The sequence below is a fragment of the Streptosporangium sp. NPDC023825 genome (genome assembly GCF_040639575.1).
GTDB lineage: Bacteria > Actinomycetota > Actinomycetes > Streptosporangiales > Streptosporangiaceae > Streptosporangium.
The window spans coordinates 25983-43684 of record NZ_JBFAAE010000031.1 but is presented as its reverse complement, the minus strand read 5'-3'; the positions used below and the strand labels follow the sequence as shown (position 1 = coordinate 43684).

The following is a 17702-nucleotide window of genomic DNA, read 5'->3' as shown; positions in this document are numbered from 1 at the left end:
GCAGCCATGCAGTCACGGACCTACCTGTACGACCTTCTGGTCTCGACGATCTTCACCGAGGGGCTCGATGAGGGCGATTTGTGGGCGCTGGGATTCTGCGCCCTGTGGATCAAGGGGGCTGACCTCGGCACCCTCGCCCCAGCCTTCCACCTGGACCTCGACACCCGCACCCCCTGCTACCTGAGCGAGATCCTCGATCACCACCTCGACGACGGCTCCCGCTGGGTGGCCGAGGTCAACGGCTGGATCGGGATCGTTCCGGGACTGTTCGACGATGACGCGTCTTTGATGTCCGTCACCCAGGGCGGCCGTCAGGCCCTCAGCTTCAGCATGAACATCCATGGCAGGGAGCGCTTCAAGTACGTCCGCGATGGGCGCATGATCGTCTCCTTCGATCCCGGCTGGCCTGATCGAAGGTTCGGTGACGATCCGCAGGCGCTCGACCATCTGATGGACGGGCTGCGCTTCCAGATCACCGATGACGGTGTCCTCGACAATCTCGTGGAGGGTCCAGAGAGCATCAGCTCGACCTTGGCGCTGATCGGGCGCATCACGGAAACCGACATCGCCGCCGACTGGTTCCAGGCGCGGCACTCGCGCATCGGCGACCCCTCCTGGCGCCCACCTAGGCCTTGAACGCACAACTGGCCAGGGAAACGATCATCTTCAGTCTGGGAGGCGATCAATGATCCCCTGGTTCATCGGCAGGTCACGATCACTCGTGAACACCCCACCCAGGCTCGGTTCCAGCTCATGGAGCCGAGCCTTTCGCCATTTCCGCAGGTCAGGTCCACCAGTCTTGTTTGGGCAGCCTGAGCCACGTGGCGGACGAGCCGATGATCGGCCCGGCGTGGGCCAGGCGCAGATCTGTGCCGGCGCAGCAGAACGCCACGGGGTGGCCGCGGTAGAGATAGGCGGCGAGGATCTCCTCGGCAAGAGCGTCAGTGGGAACGGTGTAGGCAACGCACGGTTCCCAGGCCGTGATGACGGCGCCGTCTCGGGCGACGTCTCCGCTACTGCCGCCCTTGGGATTGGCGTACATGCTGTAGCAGACCGTGCCCGGTGAGACGCGCTTGATGACGCCGGGAGTGGACGCGGTGTTTCCCCAGGGTTGGGTGATGACGCAGCCGCCCGGCACGTCCGTGATGCCGATGATCAGATCGGCGTCCGGGGTGTTCCACCAGGCCTCGTAAAGCGCATCGATGTCCACGTCGTCGGCAGGTGCGGCTTCCAGTCGCGCTGTCGCCTCGGTCGCGCTGACGTCGGCCACGCAGGCCAGGCTCAGGCCGTCGTAGTAGAGGTCTCCCAGCGCGGGGATCAGACGCCCGGCTTCGGCCACGGCGGCTGCCTCGGCTTCGGACAGACCGGCATCCGGTGAGGGGAGGGGGAAGAGGTCGGGAGTGGGGCCGGCCAGGCTGAGGCGGCCGGGGGACCAGCCTGCCATCATGGGGCGCCACGGGTCCGCCCCGGCGGAGACGAGGGCTCGGGCGTTGTCCGTGCGGCCTTCGAAGACGGCCATCCACAGGGCGGTGCGGCCTCGACTTTCCGCGTCGACGTCATCGACGCGCGTGGCCAGCTCGGCGACCACTTCAGGCGAGCCGCGATCAGCCGCGGCGTGCAGCGGCTTTTCGAAGACGGGCACGCCGGAGTTCGGATCGGCACCCGTGGCGAGCTCGGCGCGGACCAGGTCGAGGTCCGTCCAGTCGTTGACGCCCCACCATCTGACATCGTCGGTAGCAGCCATGGCACTCCTTGAGAAACGTACGGGACATGTGAATGCCGATCATGACGTGCGAGGCCGACACATTCGGGCCGGTGCCGCGGTCGGTCTGCGGAAGGTGCCCTCCGGCGGTCATGGCCATACCGGCCTGTGGGCGGCTGGGGGCGTCAGCGAAAAGTCAGCGAATCCGCTGACACGAGGGCGCACCGTCGATCAACGGACGTCATCGTCACAGCACCTGACGGCATCCGATGACCGGAAGCGGGACGCCCCACCGGGGTTCGCATCGAAGGGGGTCAGGGGTTCGAATCCCCTCATCTCTACCTAGGGCCGTTCTTGAAACGGCTGGACTGAAGGTGACGGGATCCCGTCCGATCATCGCGATCAGGCGGGATCTTGTCGTTTCAGGGGCTTCCGAATCGGAGCGATCTACGTCAGGGTGTCATCTTCGCTGTCCAACCGCGTTCGTGAACACCCCGACCATAAGGAGTCGCACAGTGATCGCAAAAACGTAACCGTAGAGGGCTGGGAGGCGCCGATGAAGACACCGACGCGCGACGCCCGCAAACGACGCACGAAAGATCGGCCGATAACGGCACCTGTCAAACATGTCCTGGGACAGAGGTGTCAAGCATCTCCCGGGACAACACAAGCGTCTACAAAGCTGCATGGTTCAAACCTTCCCTACGTCATCAAGTCGCCGCCGGCTGGGCGGCGGGCGGTCGGGCCGGACCCGGGCGGGCGTGCGGCCTCTCCGGGCCGGTCCCGCCCGACCGGCCCACCGCACATCGGACGCCAGGCAGAGACGGGGAAAAGATCAGCGGGCCGGACGGGATACGGCGACGCGGCAGCCGTACGGCGACGCAGACGGCGAAGGTCAAAGCATGTCTCCGGCGGGGGTACTCAGGCCCCGAGGTGATCAGGGTGGCGGAAAAGACGCGCAGGTGATCACTGGACCTTTACGTGGGTTATCGGTGGGAGCGTTGCGAACTGCGAACGGCCAGGCCCCGATAAGATCACGGATCTACGGCGTGGGACGTGGCCTCTTATCCTTTGGATATGCGGCGATGGCTTGGTGTTGTGCTTGCGGTCTCGGTTGTCGTGGGAGTTTCCGGATGTACACCTGTTATAGGCGGCCTCACCGGGTTGAGTGTTGATTCGGAAGGCCATCCGGTGATCGTCCTGGCGTGGTGTGAGGGTGCGACTCCTGACGGTGTGAAGGTGTACCACTATGAGGAGCCTGTGAGTACATCGCCTGGCGGCGGATCGGTTGGAAGCCCTGTCTCCATAAATATCTCATCATCATCCACCGTGACGGTTGATGACGCGCATTTCAACGCGCCTTCTCTCGATGGGCAAAGTGCTTCGTTCCGGATCGATGAACCCGCCGATGGCTGGACGGTGGAGCCGGAATCGTTTGCCATGGTGCCGGGGGTCGAGTATCACGCATTCGGAGGTAACCGTGACCACACTTTCAGTATTGCTCATGTCTACTTCACCGGTGACGATATTGAAAATCTCAAGCCGGGCATGGTTCTCATTCAGCAGTACGACGAGAAGAAGGGCGACTGGGTTGACGTGATGGTCTCTCAAGAGAATTTCGATCGCCAAGGCCAGGATCCGTCCCGGTGTGCGTGAATCGGTAATGCTATACAGCGCGTCAATTAAAACGAGGAGGATGGCTGCCGCCTGATGGCGGGTCCTCTACCGTGCCCCCCAAAGTGTGATCGTCCGCTGTCAGTACGACCGAAGCGCGATTGTCCGGTTCAGCAACCTCCATGCGCCGGAGCCGTCCGGGGTGGAGTTCTCGCTGGATCTTTGCGCCGATGGGCTCGACGTTCATCTCGACTGTGTGGCTCAACTGGTGTGGGATCGGCCTCTCACCGAGTTCCTGGACGAGCTGGTGGCCGACTTTCGAGGGTGGGAGGGAGAACGCACCTGGAGCGTCGACCAGTTCGCGGTCACGGCGACGTTCCACTCTGGCGGGCATGTCGCGCTGCAGTGGCAACTCCGGTCGTGAGCACCCATGGACGCCGGGTGGCAGGCATCGGTCACCACGCTCTTGGAAGCCGGAGAGCAACTGCGCAACCTGGCTGCCGATCTCCGGGAGTTCCTCGACCTCCCCTCCAGGCCTGAGTTCTTGAGCGGGTTACCAGAGATGTGAGCATTCTGCTCACATCGAGGAGGCCCGACTCCGGCTTGTGGAATCGGGCCTCCTCCTGATCAAGGGTTATGCGGGGGCAGCAGCCGTTCCCACCCGGTAGGGGGAGCGCTCAATGCTGGCGGCGACCAGCATCCGCACCTTGCCGCTGCCCTTCCCCGTCACACAGTTGCGATGATGAGGTCCAAGTCGAGCGCTACGAGCTGGTGGTAGTAGTGAGCAAGCAGCCGCAGCCGGTCCAGCACCCGATCGAACACCTCGTCGTCAGGTTCGATCTCGTGCACCTTGTAGACGCCAAGATTTCTCATTTCGACGACGGAGAATTCCTGACGGACAGCCGCTACATCGAGCGCGTCAATCGTGGCTGCGGCTTCAGCGAGGAAGGACGTCGTGGAGCACCGCCAGGGAGCTTCCAGATCTTCATGATCGGCGAAGCGCCGGTCCCCCTGGATGATCCGGTACGGCAGTGACCGTTCCCGCTCGGGCCAGCTGTTCACCTTTCTGTAGTCCGCCGGGTCGAGGAGATATTCGGCCTGTTCGTAGGAGCGGTCCGGGAACGGGCCGGTGGTACGGAACTCTTCGGGAAGCGTGGCCAGCAGTCTGCGATCGAGGTCGGACAACGGCTTGTCGTCGGGGGGACTGAAAAGCCACAGTGAGGCGAGTTCCCGCTGCTCGGGATCGGCTTGGATGAGACGCATCGAGGGTGTGTTCAACCGAACCGCCGAGGTGGACAAATCTATTCCCACAGAGATTTCCTCCGCCGTTACCGCGCGATCGGGCATGTGCCGCGACGTGTGTCGTAAAACCTGTCCGAGTTTAGGGCGAGGACGCTCGGCCCGGTGTCCCGAGGCTACGGGGTCGTAAGGCAGGTATCGCTCTCTGCGTCGACGTGATGCGCTCAACCGGCTCACCCGGCGCGCGAGAGTGGAGCCGCGGCAAAGACCCGGGACAGGCACCGGGCGCGGTCGTCCGGCGCGGCCCGCAGGAGAAGGGCGGTGAAGCTCGCTCCGGCTCCCGGCCGCCCGTCCACATCGATCGTGCCGCCGTGCGCGTCCGTCACCTCGCCCACCAGAGCTGGACCGATGCCGGGACTCCCGGTGTGAGGTTCGCCGACGTGCCGGGCGAACAGCCGCTCGGCGCCGCGCGGGTCCAGCCCCACGCCATCGTCGCGCACGCTGAGGAACTCGCCGACGCCACGCCGCCCGCTGAGAGCGCTTCGCCGGACTCCTGCTTCACCACCTCGAAGTGATCGGTGCGGGAGAAGGCGAGTCGAACGGCCATGTCAGCGGCTCGGTGGTCGCTGGGTGCGGTGGATGAGGTCGAGAAGGGGGTCCGGATACGACACGGTGAGCAACCGTAACAGCTCGCGGCCTCCCTTGACCGCCGGGAAACGATCACCTTCATTCCGGGAAGCAATCGATGATCCCTTTGTCGGTCAGCAGGTCAAAGCCACTCGTGAACGCCCCACCAGGGGCCGTTCTTGAAACGGCTGGACTGAGGTTGACGGGATCCCGTCTGATCATCGCGATCAGGCGGGATCTTGTCGTTTCAGGGGTTTCCGAGTTGGGGTCGTCCTGGTTTGGGAGCCGCGGAGCAGGGGTCCGGGAAGGCCCGGGTGATGGCAGGGCGCTGGTGGAGGCCGGAGTTCACGTCGCCGGGCATGGTGATGCCGGCTCCGGGCCGGGTGTTGCGACAAGGTGATCTGAAGTGCGGGTCATGGGGCGGGTGGTGGCCTGTTTCGGCCCGTGAGCGGCGAGCGGTCGAGGCGCTCTGCTGGGCTCTCGAAGATGTCGGCGGATGTGTCGGGCGCGTCCGGGGGTTGGTGGATGTGGCGCCACTGGTCGAGGAAGTGGTCGTTGGCGACGGTGACGAGCAATGCGACCAGGATGGCCTGGGCGACGCGGCCGTGGGCGAGCCGGTTCATCGGATCGCCGAGGTCGAGGTCGTGGCCCTTGAGACGGCCGTTCAGCCCTTCGGTCATGGCCCTGGCGGCGGAGTACGTCCCGCCGACCGCCGAGGAGATCGAGCAGCTGTTCGCGGGGTGGCGCGAAGAGCTGCTGAGCTGCCGCAAGTTCGCCCCGGCCGGCCGCAACCACGCCGTCGCCCGGCTGGTCACCGATGTCGGGTTACGGATCAACGAAGCCCGGATGCTGGACCTGGACGAGGCGCGCTGGGAGCTGGGCCGGTTGGGCAAGTCGTGTGTCTTCGACAGTCCCACCCGTGGGACGGTCGGCGCCCTGGGCGGGTTCCTCACCCGGTCGATCTGGAGTCGTTCCGCGGGAAGCTCGCGCGGACCGGCTCCGGATCGACCGCGATCACCGGGCCCACCTCATCGGCGTCCCGGCATCGATGGCGGTTGATCCGCGTGAGTCCTTCAGGATGTCCTGTGCGAGGAGAGCTGGTGACGGTAACGCTCACATTCCTCCGTCAAACGGCCTGGACAGAGCGTCTGGGGCGGGACGCTCGAGTCGAGTGTCTTTGTCAGCGCTCACATAGGTTCATTAAGACGTGTCCTCTGCCCGGTGGGGCTTGGCTGTGAATGGTGCGGCAGAGTAGACACGAAGCAAGGAATGCCTGTCAAGAATCGGTGGGTCCTGCATTCCGGGCGTTTGTTCGACGACCGGGTCCTATCTGCTTTCGCCCAAGGGCGTTCGCTCCTCCCGGGAGCGCGACGCGGTGAAACTTTCACCCGCGACCGTCCTGCGGCGGTCGGGCGGCCCCTCGCTCTCCCCTCCCGAGCAGAGCGTTGTCGGCGCACGCGGGGCTCATGCCGGCCACCGCGGGCGACCGGCGCGACGGCGTCGGGCGTGTCCTGGCGGCGCCGCGCCCTCACTACCCGCGCAATCCGCTCACGGGGAATCAACCGGTCGGCGAGAAGATGCGCTGCTGGATCTCCCTGCGGTAGCCGTCCAGCGTGTTGTCGATGTGCGTCGCCGCGGCCTGGGCCGCCGCTTCCGGATCGCCGGCGCGGATGGCCTGGTAGATGGCCTCGTGTTCCTCGACGGCCTTGGCCGCGTGCCCGCCTATCGAGCCGCGCAGCCCGATGAGGTTGGACTGGGCCTGCAGCCGGCGGACCTCCCGCACCGCTATCTGGAGGAACATGTTGTGCGAGGCCGTCGCGATGGCGGCGTGGAAGGCGTCGTCGCCCTCGATGAACAGATCCTCGCGCCCGTTGTCGAATCCGTGGCGGCACACCCCGGCCGACTTCTCGATGTCTCCCAGCTCCGCCGGGGTCGCGCGACGGGCGGCCGGCCGGCTGGTCTCCATCTCCTGGGCCCGGCGGAACTCGAAGAGCATGTAGACGTGGTCCAGGTCGGTGGGCAGGAAGAAGGACGCCCAGCGGCCGGTGCCGAGCATCCCCTCGTCGTCGGCCACGTAGAGGCCGCGCCCCTTCTGGGCGCGTACCCGGCCGAGCGCCGAGAGTATCTTCACCGCCTCGCGCACGACGGTCCGGCTCGTGCCCAGTTGCCGGGCCAGCTCGTTCTCGGTGGGCATGCGGTCGCCGGGCCGCAGGCGCAACCGGCTGATCAACTCCAGCACCTGCTCCGCGGCCACCTCGTAGCCCGGCCGGTACGCGCCTTCCGCGCGCGGAGTATCGATCACGCTGCCGCTCCCCTCCCTGCCACCACCTCCCCAAGAGTACGGCCAACTGACGGCCGGACCAGCACCAATCCTTACCGATTGTGCGGCATTGAATGCTACACATCTGGCGTGCTTCCGAGTCCGCCCATCGATGGGGAGGAAAGGGAAAGCCGTCTAGCTGCACTTATATGCGGAAGGGTTCCCACTCCGGCAAAGGCCCTCTTGTGATGAGTCGGAAATAAGTGGGCTTAAGGTCTTGACGCGCCTCAGCGTGAGGAACGTAATTAGTAGCTAAGTCTCCGGGATGCCTCCTGTCGGGGGTCTCCTCCTCGGCTGGACCGCATCTGGAGCGGGGCACTCCGCGGCTGTCGTGGCCTGACCGCCTCGGGCTCACGCAGTCCCTCCGGGACGCGGCCGTTCGGCGACACCGGCAAGAACCGGCTGGGTGTGATGTTCGGCGCGGGAACCAACGAAACGGCGTCGAGCCACCATGCCTGCCGGCTGAGGCTCTCACCCCCCAACGAAGGAGAACCAAGTGGCGTCCCCATCCAAACGTGTCGATGTCCGAACCGCAGGAGGAGTGACGTGATGCTGAAGCACAGATCCCTCTTCGGGGCGATCGCGGCCGCGGCGCTTCTCGTCCTGTCCACGGGTCACGCGGCGCTGAGCAACAGCGCCGGCGCGACCACGTCGTCCACGGGCACCGCCGCCCTCGCGCCGACCGCCGGGTGCGGCAAGGCCCCGGCGCTGACGAGCGGCACGCGCACGATCCAGAGCGGCGGCAAGACGCGCTCCTACATCCTGAGGCTCCCCGACAACTACAACAACAACACGCCCTACCGCGTGTTCTTCGGGTTCCACTGGCGTGGCGGCACGATGAACGAGATCGACTCGGGCGGCACCAGCGGGTACCCCTGGTCCTTCTACGGCATGCGGCAGATGTCGAACAACAACGGGATCTTCGTCGCGCCCCAGGGCATCGGCAACGGCTGGGCCAACTCCAACAACGAGGACATCACCCTCGTCGACGACCTGAACAGGCTGCTCGACGCCTCCCTGTGCGTCGACACCACGCAGCGCTTCGCCATGGGCTTCAGCTACGGCGGCGGGATGAGCTACTCGCTCGCGTGCAGCAGGGCGACGGTCTTCCGCGCGGTCGCGGTCTACGCCGGCGCGCAGCTCAGCGGGTGTAGCGGCGGCAACGAGCCCATCGCGTACATGGGACTGCACGGCATCGGTGACAACGTCCTCAACATCTCCCAGGGACGGTCGCTGCGCGACAGGTTCGTCCGCAACAACGGCTGCACCCCCCAGAACCCGCCGGAGCCGGGTTCGGGCAGCAGGACGCACATCACCACCACCTACTCGGGGTGCCGTGCCGGGTACCCGGTCGTGTGGGCCGCCTTCGACAACGGTCACATGCCCGGCCCCGTCGACGGGACCTACGCCGAGAGCGGCATCACCACCTGGACCAAGGGGGAGGTGTGGAGGTTCTTCTCGCAGTTCGGGAGCGACCCCGACCCCACTCCGTCTCCGACTCCGACGGTGACTCCGACGCCGGGAACGGCCGGGGGAATCCGGGGTGTGGGCTCGGGCAGGTGCCTCGACGTGAGCGGCGTCTCGCAGGCCAACGGCGCCGCGGTCAACCTCTGGGACTGCAACGGCCAGAGCAACCAGCAGTGGACCTCGACCGCCGCGAACGAGCTGCGGGTCTACGGCAACAAGTGCCTGGACGTGGCCAACCAGAGCACCGCCAACGGCGCCCTGGTCCAGATCTGGGACTGCAACGGCCAGAACAACCAGAAGTGGCGCCTCAACTCCGACGGCACCATCACCGCCATCGGCGCGAACAAGTGCCTGGACGTGCCCAACAGCGCCACCGCCAACGGCACCAGGCTCGCCATCTGGGACTGCAACGGCGGAAGCAACCAGCGCTGGACCCGAACCTGATCCCTTTTCCGGACCTCTGAGACACCTTCAGGATCCCTCGCCGGGGAAGGCACCGCCCCGGCGAGGGATCCCCTTCCACTGCAGGGGTACTTTCACCGCCTGCCCGCCCCCGGGGGGCAACGCGCCGTCCGCACCCGGACGGCCGCGCCCCGGGCGGCGCGAGGACCGGAGCCGTACCCGCCGGGCCGGCTCCGATGGGATGTTCCGTCGGCCGCTCCCCCACCCCCCACATAAGGAAATCCTGTGTTCGAATTCTCGTACTCCGCGATGCGGAGACTGGCGTTGGCCGGAGCCACCGCGCTCGGGCTGACCGCCGCGGCCGCCCTGGTGGCGCCGGTCTCCCCCGCCTCAGCGGCCACCACAACCCTCTACGCCTCCCCCTCCGGTACCGGCACCAGCTGCTCCACGGCCCAGCCGTGCTCGTTGCCCGCCGCGCAGACCGCGGTGCGGGCGCTCACCGGCGCGATGTCCGGTGACATCGTCGTGGAGCTGGCCGCCGGGACGTACCGGCTCTCCGCGCCGCTCCGGCTGACCGCCGCCGACTCCGGCAACAACGGCTACACCGTCAAGTGGCAGGCCGCCGCGGGCGCCCGTCCCGTCATCAGCGGCGCCAGGGCGGTCACCGGCTGGACCCTCGCCGACTCCGGGAAGAACATCTGGCGGGCCAACGTCGGCACCGGGGTCGACACCCGGCAGCTCTACGTCAACGGCGCCATCGCCACCCGCGCCCGCACCCAGGTGAACCGGGCGGACTTCACCGCGAACAGCAACGGCCTGTCCTTCACCAATGGCGCCCTGGGCTATCTGAACAACCTCGCCAACAAGAGCCGGGTGCAGATGGAGGCCGTCAACTCGTTCACCGACCGGTACGTGTCGGTGCAGAACATCACCGGCAACTTCATCTCGATGCAGCAGCCCGGCTGGAGCAACAACAACTTCGGGTACGACACCTTCACCAGCCCGCACCGGGCGGGACCGCTCTACCTGTCCAACGCCTACGAGTTCCTCGACGCGCCGGGCGAGTGGTACCTCGACCCCTGGACGGGGACGCTGTCCTACATCCCGCTGTCCGGGCAGAACATGAGCACCGTCAGCGTCGAGCTGCCGCAGCTGCAGTCACTGGTCAACGTCGGCGGCACCTACGACGCGCCCGCGCACCACATCGCCTTCACCGGCATCACGTTCACCGGCACGACCTGGATGGCGCCGAGCGGCAACCAGGGCTACGTCGACCAGCAGACCGGCGTCTACATGGCCGGCAACTGGAGCTGGCCCGCCTTCACCTCCTGCCACAACGGCTGCCCGCAGTTCGAGGCCACCCGGCCGAACTGGTACCAGATGCCCGCCGCCGTGCAGGTGTCGGCCGCCAACAACATCACCTTCAGCGACTCGCAGTTCTTCAACCTGGGCCAGACGGCCATCGGCATCGGCAACGACGCCAACGCCCACGCCAGCGGTGTCGGCCTGGGCGCGAGCAACATCACCGTCACCCGCTCCGAGATCGCCCGCAGCTCGGCCGGCGGCATCGTGGTCGGCGGCGTGCGCGCCGACGCCCACCACCCCGGTGACCAGCGGATGGTCAACCGGAACGTCACCGTCAGCAACAACCGCATCCATGACCTCGGCGTCGAGTACCGGGGCATCGTCTCGGTCCTGACCACCTACGTCAGCACCTCCGCCGTCACCAACAACGAGGTCTACAACATGCCCTACACCGGCATGTCGATCGGGTACGGCTGGGGCGCCAACGACGCCGGCGGCAGCGAGCACTACGCCGGCCGCGGCCTGTACAACTACCAGCCGCGCTACACCACGCCCACCACCGCGTCCAACAACCGGCTCTCCGGCAACTACGTGCACGACGTCATGCAGCAGATGAACGACGGCGGATGCATCTACACGCTGTCGGCGAACCAGGGCGGGCTGATCAGCGACAACTACTGCCTGCGGACCAACGGCTACTTCGGCGTCTACTTCGACGAGGGCTCGCGGTACTACACCGCCCGCAACAACGTCTTCTCCTCCACCGGCACCTGGGCCACCGCCAACTACTGGTACGCCGAGAACATGGGCAACTTCACCGTCACCGGCAACTGGTCGACCAACGGCAGCACCAACGTGACCAACGGCGACCGCGGCAACGTCGTCAACAACAACGTCACGGTCACCAACGGCAACTGGCCCTCGGGCGCCCAGGCCGTGATGGCGGCCGCCGGGCCCCAGGGAAGCACCCCCCCGCAGGGGGTGCAGCTCGTCGGCGTCCAGTCGAACCGCTGCCTGGACATCCCCAACTCGACCACCACCAACGGCACCCAAGCCCAGCTGTGGGACTGCGGCACCGGCACCAACCAGCGCTTCACCCACACCCCCTCCAAGCAGCTGCAGGTGTACGGCAACAAGTGCCTGGACGCCAACGGGCAGGGCACCGCCAACGGCACCCAGGTGATCATCTGGGACTGCAACGGCGGGACCAACCAGCAGTGGAACGTCAACGCCGACGGCAGCATCACCGGCGTGCAGTCCGGCAAGTGCATGGAGGCGACCAACTTCGGGACCGCCAACGGGACCAAGGTCCAGCTGTGGTCCTGCACCGGCACGACCAGCCAGAAATGGACCCTGCGCAACTGATCCAGCCGGTCTCACACCTTCGCCGGGACGGTCCGCCGTCCCGGCGAAGGCCATCGCCCGGACACCCCGGCCGCGCAAGGCCGGGACGGGGAGGCCGCCCCGGACGAACCCACTTGTCCGGAGCGGCCCGGGGGACGTCGTCACCGGAACGCGGTGCCGGGCGTCCCCCACCCCGACGACACCACCGATACGAGGGAAAGCGCCGAATGAGCACGCCAGGCGACATCGACGACCTCCTGCTCCACCTGGAACGTGAAGGCCTCGTCCTCCATCTCGGCATCGGAGACGCCACCGTGTGGTTCGCCGCCGAGTTCCGCGAGCGCATAATCGCCGAACGGCTGGCGATGCTGCCCGACGAGCCCCTGGTGAGCGTCGCCACGGCCGCCGCGGTGCTCAACGTCCCGCACTCCCACGTCATCGCCGAGGTTCACGCCGCCACCCTGGCCGGTTACGACGGCGGCCGGCAGGTCCAGGTGCGGCGCGACGCCCTGGTGCGGCGCATCACCACCCTGGGCCTGCCCTGCCCGGCTCCCTCCGCCGATCCCTCGGACCTCCCCGACAGCCCTACGCGGGAAAACACGCGTCCGTAACCGCCGACCTCACCGGGAGCACTTCCGTGCCGGCCCTCTCCCACGCGCCTCCGCGCGCTCGGGGAGCGTTTCCTCCGCTCTCACGCCTGCCCCATCCGCTGACGCTGGCGGCCGAGGCCGTCGATCTCGAGCTCGACCACGTCGTCCGCGCGCAGGTACGCCTCCGGGCCGATGCCGAGGGCGACCCCGGCGGGGGTGCCGGTGTTCACCACGTCGCCCGGCTCCAGGACCATGAACTGGCTGAGGTACCAGATCACGTGATGGACGCCGAAGATCTGGTTCTTGGTGCTGCCGTTCTGGCGGAGTCGCCCGTTGACCCACAGGCGCAGGCCGAGAGCCTGCGGATCACCCACCTCGTCCGGCGTGACCAGCCACGGGCCCAGCGGGTTGAACGTCTCGCACGACTTGCCCTTGTCCCACTGGCCACCGCGTTCGTTCTGGAACTCCCGCTCGGAGACGTCGTTGGCGATCGCGTATCCGGCGATCACGCCCGCCGCCTCCTGCGGGGAGGACAGATAGCGGGCCGTGCCACCGAGGACCACCGCCAGCTCCACCTCGTAGTCGGTCTTCACGCTGCCGCGCGGCACCAGGACCTCGTCCTCGGGGCCGACGACCGTGTTGGACGCCTTCATGAAGACCACCGGCTCGGCGGGGATGGCGGCGCCGGTCTCCTCCGCGTGGTCGGAGTAGTTCAGCCCGATACAGATGATCTTCCCCGGCCTGGCCACCGGAGCGCCGATCCGCTCGTACGGTCCGGCCTCGGGCAGGCCACCCTCGGCGAGGGCGGAGCGTACCCGCTCGACGCCTCCCCCGGCGAGGAACGCGCCGTCGATGTCGGCCGTCAGTCCCGACAGGTCCAGCACCCTGCCGTCGGGCCCCATGACACAGGGCCGCTCCTGACCCGGCGGCCCCACCCGAAACAGTTTCATGAAACGCCTTCTTCCACTTGGTTCGCAGGCATGCCCATCGGGCCGAGCCTGGCGGATTCATCGGATCGGAGTGAAGTCAACAGACGCCGCGCGCCGATCGAGCGGGGTTCGCGCTCAGCGCTCCAGGCGCACGGGCTCGTCCGGCCCGCCGCGACGGACGAGCCAGGCGTCGGTGATGTGCTTGAACATCGCCTCGGCGGCGCCGCCGGGGTCGTGGGCGGCGATGCGCTCGTAGATGCGGCGATGGCCGAGGTTGGACGCCACGCACAGGGCCCGCTGGGGCTGGCCCATGTAGCGGGCGGTGTTGATGACCTGGCTCTCCAGGGCCCGCACCACGCCACGGGCGATACGGTTCCCGGACGCCTGCATGATCACGTCATGGAAGGCGCGGTCGTGGTCGGCGTACGTGACATGATCGTCCACGAGCTCGTCCATCCGGTCCACCAGCGCGCACAACCGGTCGACGGTGTCCTGGTCCGCGAGGCGGGCGGCGAAGTTCGCCATGTCGGACTCCAGCACGCGCCGGGTGACGACGAGGTCGTCGAGGATCGCCAGGCTCTCGTCCTCGGCGATGGTCGCCGCGAGGACGAGCTCGTCGAGCATGTCCCACATCGTCGGCGGGGTGACGATGGTGCCGCTGCCCTGGCGGACCTGCACCAGCCCCTTCTCCTGAAGGATCTTCACCGCCTCGCGGACGACGGTCCTGCTCACCGAGAAGGCGTCGCAGAGCGCGGGCTCGGCGGGCAGCGGCGTACCCGGGGGGTGCACTCCCCGGACGATGCGCTCCACCAGCTCGGCCGTCACCGCCCTGGCGAGGTTCGCCGGCCGTCGTACCCAGGCCGGTGGGGACGCGACGCTCGGCGGCGACTCCTGCGATGTCGTCATATCTCCTCCGGTGCCCCGGGCGGCGCCACATTTCGACATCAGTATATGTCACACATATTGACGTCAGACGTCATACGAATTACGTTTCGCCTCAAACCGCGGCCGGGCGAGCCGGCCGTCCTCTGGAAAGTGAACATCAATGAAGCAGCGAACATTGTGGTCGGTCGCCCTGGTCGCCGGCCTGGCCTTAGCGGGCTGCGGGAGCGCCACCCCGCCCGCGTCGTCGCCGAGCGATTCCGCCAAGGCCACGAAGCTCGTGGTCTGGGACTGGAAGTCCGGTGACGCGGCCGCGGCCTCCTATATCAAGAAGGCGAAGGACGATTTCGCCAAGAAGCATCCCGGCGTCACGGTCGAATTCGTGGCCCAGCCGTTCGACCAGTACTACACCCTGCTGGGCGCGGCCATCCAGGCCGGCACGGGACCGGACGTCATGCTCTTCAACGGAGGCGGCCAGATCCGCGACCGCGTGGACTCGCTCCTCCCCCTCGACCAGTACGTGGCCGAGGACAAGGAGCGCCTGGCGGGCTGGGACGCGTTCAGCAAGGACGGCAAGATCTACGGCGCGCCGGTGACGTTGCAGGGCCACCCGATCTACTACAACAAGACGCTGTACGAGAAGGCCGGCCTCGACCCGGCGAGCCCCGCCACGACGTGGAAGGAGTTCGTCGACGACTGCGGCACCATCAAGCAGAAGACCGGGGCCGACTGCTTCGCGCTCGGCAACAAGGAGGGCGCCGGCATCCAGTTCTTCATGTCGGGCCTCGGCTCGGGCATCCTGACGGCGCAGGAGTACGACGACTGGATCGCCGGTAAGCGCGCCTGGGACTCTCCCCACGTGAAGCAGATCTTCAAGCTGTGGAAGGACGCCGGCGACTCGGGGCTGAACAACAAGGGCGGCAACTCGACCGCGATGTTCAACGACGCCTTCACGATCTTCAACTCCGGCAAGGCCGCCCACATCATCGGGCTGATGTCGGACATCGGGCACTGGAAGGACTTCAGCGAGTTCCTGGGCGACGACAAGGTCGGCGTCATGTCGTCCCCGGTCGTCACCGACGGGACCACCCCGAGCCTCGCGTACGACGGCGGCATCGGCTACGCGGTCGCGAAGGGGGCGAAGGACCCGAAGGTGGCCGCCGACATGGTGCGGTCGCTGACCACGACCGACGCCCTGACCTCCTTCTACGCCGACGCCGGCGCGATCGCCTCCGACACCACGATCGACGTGTCGCAGGGCCCCGTGGCCGTCGGCACGATCGTGTCGCAGCTCAAGGAGGGTAAGCCGGCCCTGCACGTCGCGTTGTCCTCGAAGACCCTGGACCTGATGGGAAGGCTTTCCCAGCAGCTCCTGAGCGGATCGGCGACCGTCGACGAGGTGGTGGAGCAGCTGGCTGCCTCGGATCGGGCGAGCTGATCTCGTGCCGATCCGAGATTCGTCACCGTTGGTCCGCCCGGTCGACTCCGGGCGGGCCGGCGGAGAGGGGGCGAGGCGACGGGCACGTCCCGATGGGACCGGGCCCGTTTCCCGCCGCCCGACCTCGCGCACGTGGCGTTCCGAACGCCTCGCGCCCTACGTACTGGTGGCTCCGGCCCTGCTGATCATCGTGGCGCTGCGGCTGTGGCCGCTGCTGCTGGGCGTCAACTTCTCCTTCACGGGCGACGGCGATCGCAACGGCATGATGGTCGGTTTCGACAACTACCTGGAGATGTTCCAGGACGCGACGTTCCAGAGCGCGCTGCGCAACGTCGGGTTGCTGGTGCTGCTGCTTCCCGTGGCGGTGGCCATCCCAGGCCTGCTCGCGACGTTCATCTACCTGCGCGTGCCCGGGCACCGGGTCTTCCGCAGCGTCTACTTCTTCCCGGCCGTGCTCTCACCGGTGATCGTCGGTGCGATCTTCAACCTCATGCTCGCCTTCGACGGCTCGTTGAACACCGTCCTCGCCGTGATCGGCGTCGGCCCGGTCGACTGGCTCGGCGACCCGGACGTCGCCATGTTCGCGGTGGTCGGCGTGCACATCTGGGCGACGTTCGGAATGGCGCTGGTGGTGTTCCTCGCCGGATTCGCCACCCTGGACCCCGCGCTCCTGGACGCGGCCCGGATGGACGGCGCCTCGCTCCGTCAGACCATCTGGCACGTGATCATCCCGGGCCTGACCCGCACCATCCAGTTCGTCTTCGTGACCACGATGATCGGGATGCTGACGTCCATGTTCGGCCTGCTGTACATCATGACCAGCGGCGGCCCGGAGGGTTCCACCTACCTTCCGGAGTACTACGTCTGGATCCAGCAGGGACAGATGAACCGCCCCGCGCTCGCCTCGGCCGCCTCGACGGTTCTCTTCCTCATCATGCTCGTGGTGGGGCTTCTGCAGATCAGCGTGCTCCGCCGCGCCGGAAGGGAGGACTGATGCTCGGCAAACGTCTGGGCAAGTGGGTGCTCGCCGTTCCGATGGCGCTTCTCGCGCTGGCGACGATCTATCCCCTCGTGTTCACCGTCAACGTCGCCATGAAGACCCGGCGTGACTACGTCCTCGACCGGTTCTCCCCGGTGACCTCCCTGAACTGGGACAACATCGTCACCGCGTGGACCAGCGTCGGCATGGCACGATACTTCGCCAACTCGCTCATCGTGGTGACGATCTCGGTGGTCGTCCTGCTGCTCCTCGGGTCGATGGCGGGCTTCGCGCTGAGCCAGCTGCAGTTCCGCGGCTCCAAGGCGCTCTTCCTGGGCTGTCTCGCGGCGCTGTTCATCCCGTTCCAGGTGATCATGGTGCCGCTCACGCGGGTCATGGCCGACAGCGGCCTCATCGACACCTATCCGGGACTGATCCTGGCCTACGTCGCGCAGTTCCTCCCGTTCACGATCTTCCTGATGACGAGTTACTACAAGACCGTTCCGAGGGAGATCATCGACGCGGCGAGAATCGACGGGAACACGACGTACGGCGTCTACCGGCGGGTCATGCTGCCGATAGGCATTCCGGCCCTGTTGTCGGTCGGCATCCTCAACGCCCTGTTCTGCTGGAACGACGTGCTCATCTCCCTGCTGATGATGCCGTCGGCCGACCACCGCACCCTCATGGTCGGGGTCACGTCGCTGCGCGGGCAGTACTCCGACGACATTCCCACCTTCGCCTCCGGGGTTCTGATCGCCGCCGTGCCCGTGTTGATGGTCTATCTCTTTCTCCAACGTCAGATCGCCGACGGCGTCACCGCCGGTTCCACGAAGGGCTGACATGCGTATTTCGGGGTATCGC

At 67.0% G+C, this 17702-nt stretch carries 17 protein-coding genes and 1 pseudogene; 11 read left to right on the top strand and 7 right to left on the bottom strand.

Annotation, left to right across the window (positions count from 1 at the left end; all coding sequences use genetic code 11):
* The first annotated feature begins 6 nt into the window (after positions 1 to 6).
* Positions 7 to 636: a DUF6461 domain-containing protein gene (locus AB0G15_RS25195; protein ID WP_362844195.1), complete on the top strand. Its 630-nt coding sequence runs from the start codon at positions 7 to 9 to the stop codon at positions 634 to 636.
* A 148-nt stretch (positions 637 to 784) separates the two neighbouring features.
* On the opposite strand, the gene AB0G15_RS25190 is transcribed toward AB0G15_RS25195, so the two are convergent.
* On the bottom strand, positions 785 to 1744 hold the full coding sequence (locus AB0G15_RS25190) for an ankyrin repeat domain-containing protein (RefSeq protein ID WP_362844192.1): 960 nt from the start codon (positions 1742 to 1744) through the stop codon (positions 785 to 787).
* Between the two features lie 1035 nt (positions 1745 to 2779).
* On the opposite strand from AB0G15_RS25190, the gene AB0G15_RS25185 reads away from it, so the two are divergent.
* Positions 2780 to 3358, top strand: a complete 579-nt coding sequence (locus tag AB0G15_RS25185; RefSeq protein ID WP_362844190.1) for a hypothetical protein — start codon at positions 2780 to 2782, stop codon at positions 3356 to 3358.
* Between the two features lie 85 nt (positions 3359 to 3443).
* A pseudogene (locus AB0G15_RS25180) lies at positions 3444 to 3884 on the top strand (DUF6228 family protein).
* A gap of 158 nt (positions 3885 to 4042) precedes the next feature.
* On the opposite strand, the gene AB0G15_RS25175 reads toward AB0G15_RS25180, so the two are convergent.
* The gene (locus AB0G15_RS25175; RefSeq protein ID WP_362844187.1) at positions 4043 to 4579 is read right to left on the bottom strand and encodes a DUF1877 family protein; all 537 of its coding nucleotides are present in this window, start codon (positions 4577 to 4579) and stop codon (positions 4043 to 4045) included.
* A 209-nt stretch (positions 4580 to 4788) separates the two neighbouring features.
* Positions 4789 to 5010, bottom strand: coding sequence for a hypothetical protein (locus tag AB0G15_RS25170; RefSeq protein WP_362844318.1), 222 nt, complete (start codon positions 5008 to 5010; stop codon positions 4789 to 4791).
* Here AB0G15_RS25170 and AB0G15_RS25165 point away from each other — a divergent pair.
* Positions 4927 to 5130, top strand: coding sequence for a hypothetical protein (locus AB0G15_RS25165; RefSeq protein ID WP_362844325.1), 204 nt, complete (start codon positions 4927 to 4929; stop codon positions 5128 to 5130). The genes AB0G15_RS25170 and AB0G15_RS25165 overlap by 84 nt on opposite strands.
* 465 nt (positions 5131 to 5595) lie before the next feature.
* On the opposite strand, the gene AB0G15_RS25160 is transcribed toward AB0G15_RS25165, so the two are convergent.
* Positions 5596 to 5862, bottom strand: a complete 267-nt coding sequence (locus AB0G15_RS25160) for a hypothetical protein (protein ID WP_362844185.1) — start codon at positions 5860 to 5862, stop codon at positions 5596 to 5598.
* Here AB0G15_RS25160 and AB0G15_RS25155 point away from each other — a divergent pair.
* Positions 5861 to 6241, top strand: a complete 381-nt coding sequence (locus AB0G15_RS25155; protein WP_362844182.1) for a hypothetical protein — start codon at positions 5861 to 5863, stop codon at positions 6239 to 6241. The two genes, AB0G15_RS25160 and AB0G15_RS25155, sit on opposite strands and share 2 nt — an antisense overlap.
* 499 nt (positions 6242 to 6740) lie before the next feature.
* Here AB0G15_RS25155 and AB0G15_RS25150 read toward each other — a convergent pair whose 3' ends face one another.
* Complete coding sequence (locus tag AB0G15_RS25150) at positions 6741 to 7484, bottom strand: FadR/GntR family transcriptional regulator (RefSeq protein WP_362844179.1); 744 nt, start codon at positions 7482 to 7484, stop codon at positions 6741 to 6743.
* 567 nt (positions 7485 to 8051) lie between these two features.
* Between AB0G15_RS25150 and AB0G15_RS25145 the strand changes: the two genes are divergently transcribed.
* The 3 genes from AB0G15_RS25145 to AB0G15_RS25135 all read left to right on the top strand — a co-directional run bounded on the left by AB0G15_RS25145 (position 8052) and on the right by AB0G15_RS25135 (position 12631).
* Positions 8052 to 9413, top strand: coding sequence for a lectin (locus tag AB0G15_RS25145; protein WP_362844176.1), 1362 nt, complete (start codon positions 8052 to 8054; stop codon positions 9411 to 9413).
* Between the two features lie 243 nt (positions 9414 to 9656).
* Entirely contained in the window at positions 9657 to 12041 is a 2385-nt protein-coding gene (locus AB0G15_RS25140; RefSeq protein ID WP_362844173.1) for a ricin-type beta-trefoil lectin domain protein, read from the top strand.
* A 206-nt stretch (positions 12042 to 12247) separates the two neighbouring features.
* On the top strand, positions 12248 to 12631 hold the full coding sequence (locus AB0G15_RS25135; RefSeq protein ID WP_362698444.1) for a hypothetical protein: 384 nt from the start codon (positions 12248 to 12250) through the stop codon (positions 12629 to 12631).
* A gap of 80 nt (positions 12632 to 12711) precedes the next feature.
* Here AB0G15_RS25135 and AB0G15_RS25130 read toward each other — a convergent pair whose 3' ends face one another.
* Both AB0G15_RS25130 and AB0G15_RS25125 read right to left on the bottom strand, forming a co-directional pair.
* The gene (locus AB0G15_RS25130; RefSeq protein WP_362844171.1) at positions 12712 to 13560 is read right to left on the bottom strand and encodes a fumarylacetoacetate hydrolase family protein; all 849 of its coding nucleotides are present in this window, start codon (positions 13558 to 13560) and stop codon (positions 12712 to 12714) included.
* Between the two features lie 114 nt (positions 13561 to 13674).
* Positions 13675 to 14445: a FadR/GntR family transcriptional regulator gene (locus AB0G15_RS25125; RefSeq protein WP_362698436.1), complete on the bottom strand. Its 771-nt coding sequence runs from the start codon at positions 14443 to 14445 to the stop codon at positions 13675 to 13677.
* Between the two features lie 139 nt (positions 14446 to 14584).
* Between AB0G15_RS25125 and AB0G15_RS25120 the strand changes: the two genes are divergently transcribed.
* From AB0G15_RS25120 to AB0G15_RS25110, 3 genes are all read left to right on the top strand, one after another.
* Positions 14585 to 15859 (top strand): extracellular solute-binding protein, encoded by a 1275-nt coding sequence (locus AB0G15_RS25120; RefSeq protein WP_362844168.1) that lies wholly within the window; start codon positions 14585 to 14587, stop codon positions 15857 to 15859.
* 166 nt (positions 15860 to 16025) lie between these two features.
* Positions 16026 to 16853 carry a sugar ABC transporter permease gene (locus tag AB0G15_RS25115; protein WP_362698430.1) on the top strand — a complete coding sequence of 276 codons (828 nt, stop codon included), beginning with the start codon at positions 16026 to 16028 and terminating at the stop codon, positions 16851 to 16853.
* Positions 16853 to 17680 carry a carbohydrate ABC transporter permease gene (locus AB0G15_RS25110; protein WP_362698427.1) on the top strand — a complete coding sequence of 276 codons (828 nt, stop codon included), beginning with the start codon at positions 16853 to 16855 and terminating at the stop codon, positions 17678 to 17680. The genes AB0G15_RS25115 and AB0G15_RS25110 overlap by 1 nt, the downstream gene beginning before the upstream one ends.
* Positions 17681 to 17702 lie beyond the last annotated feature (22 nt).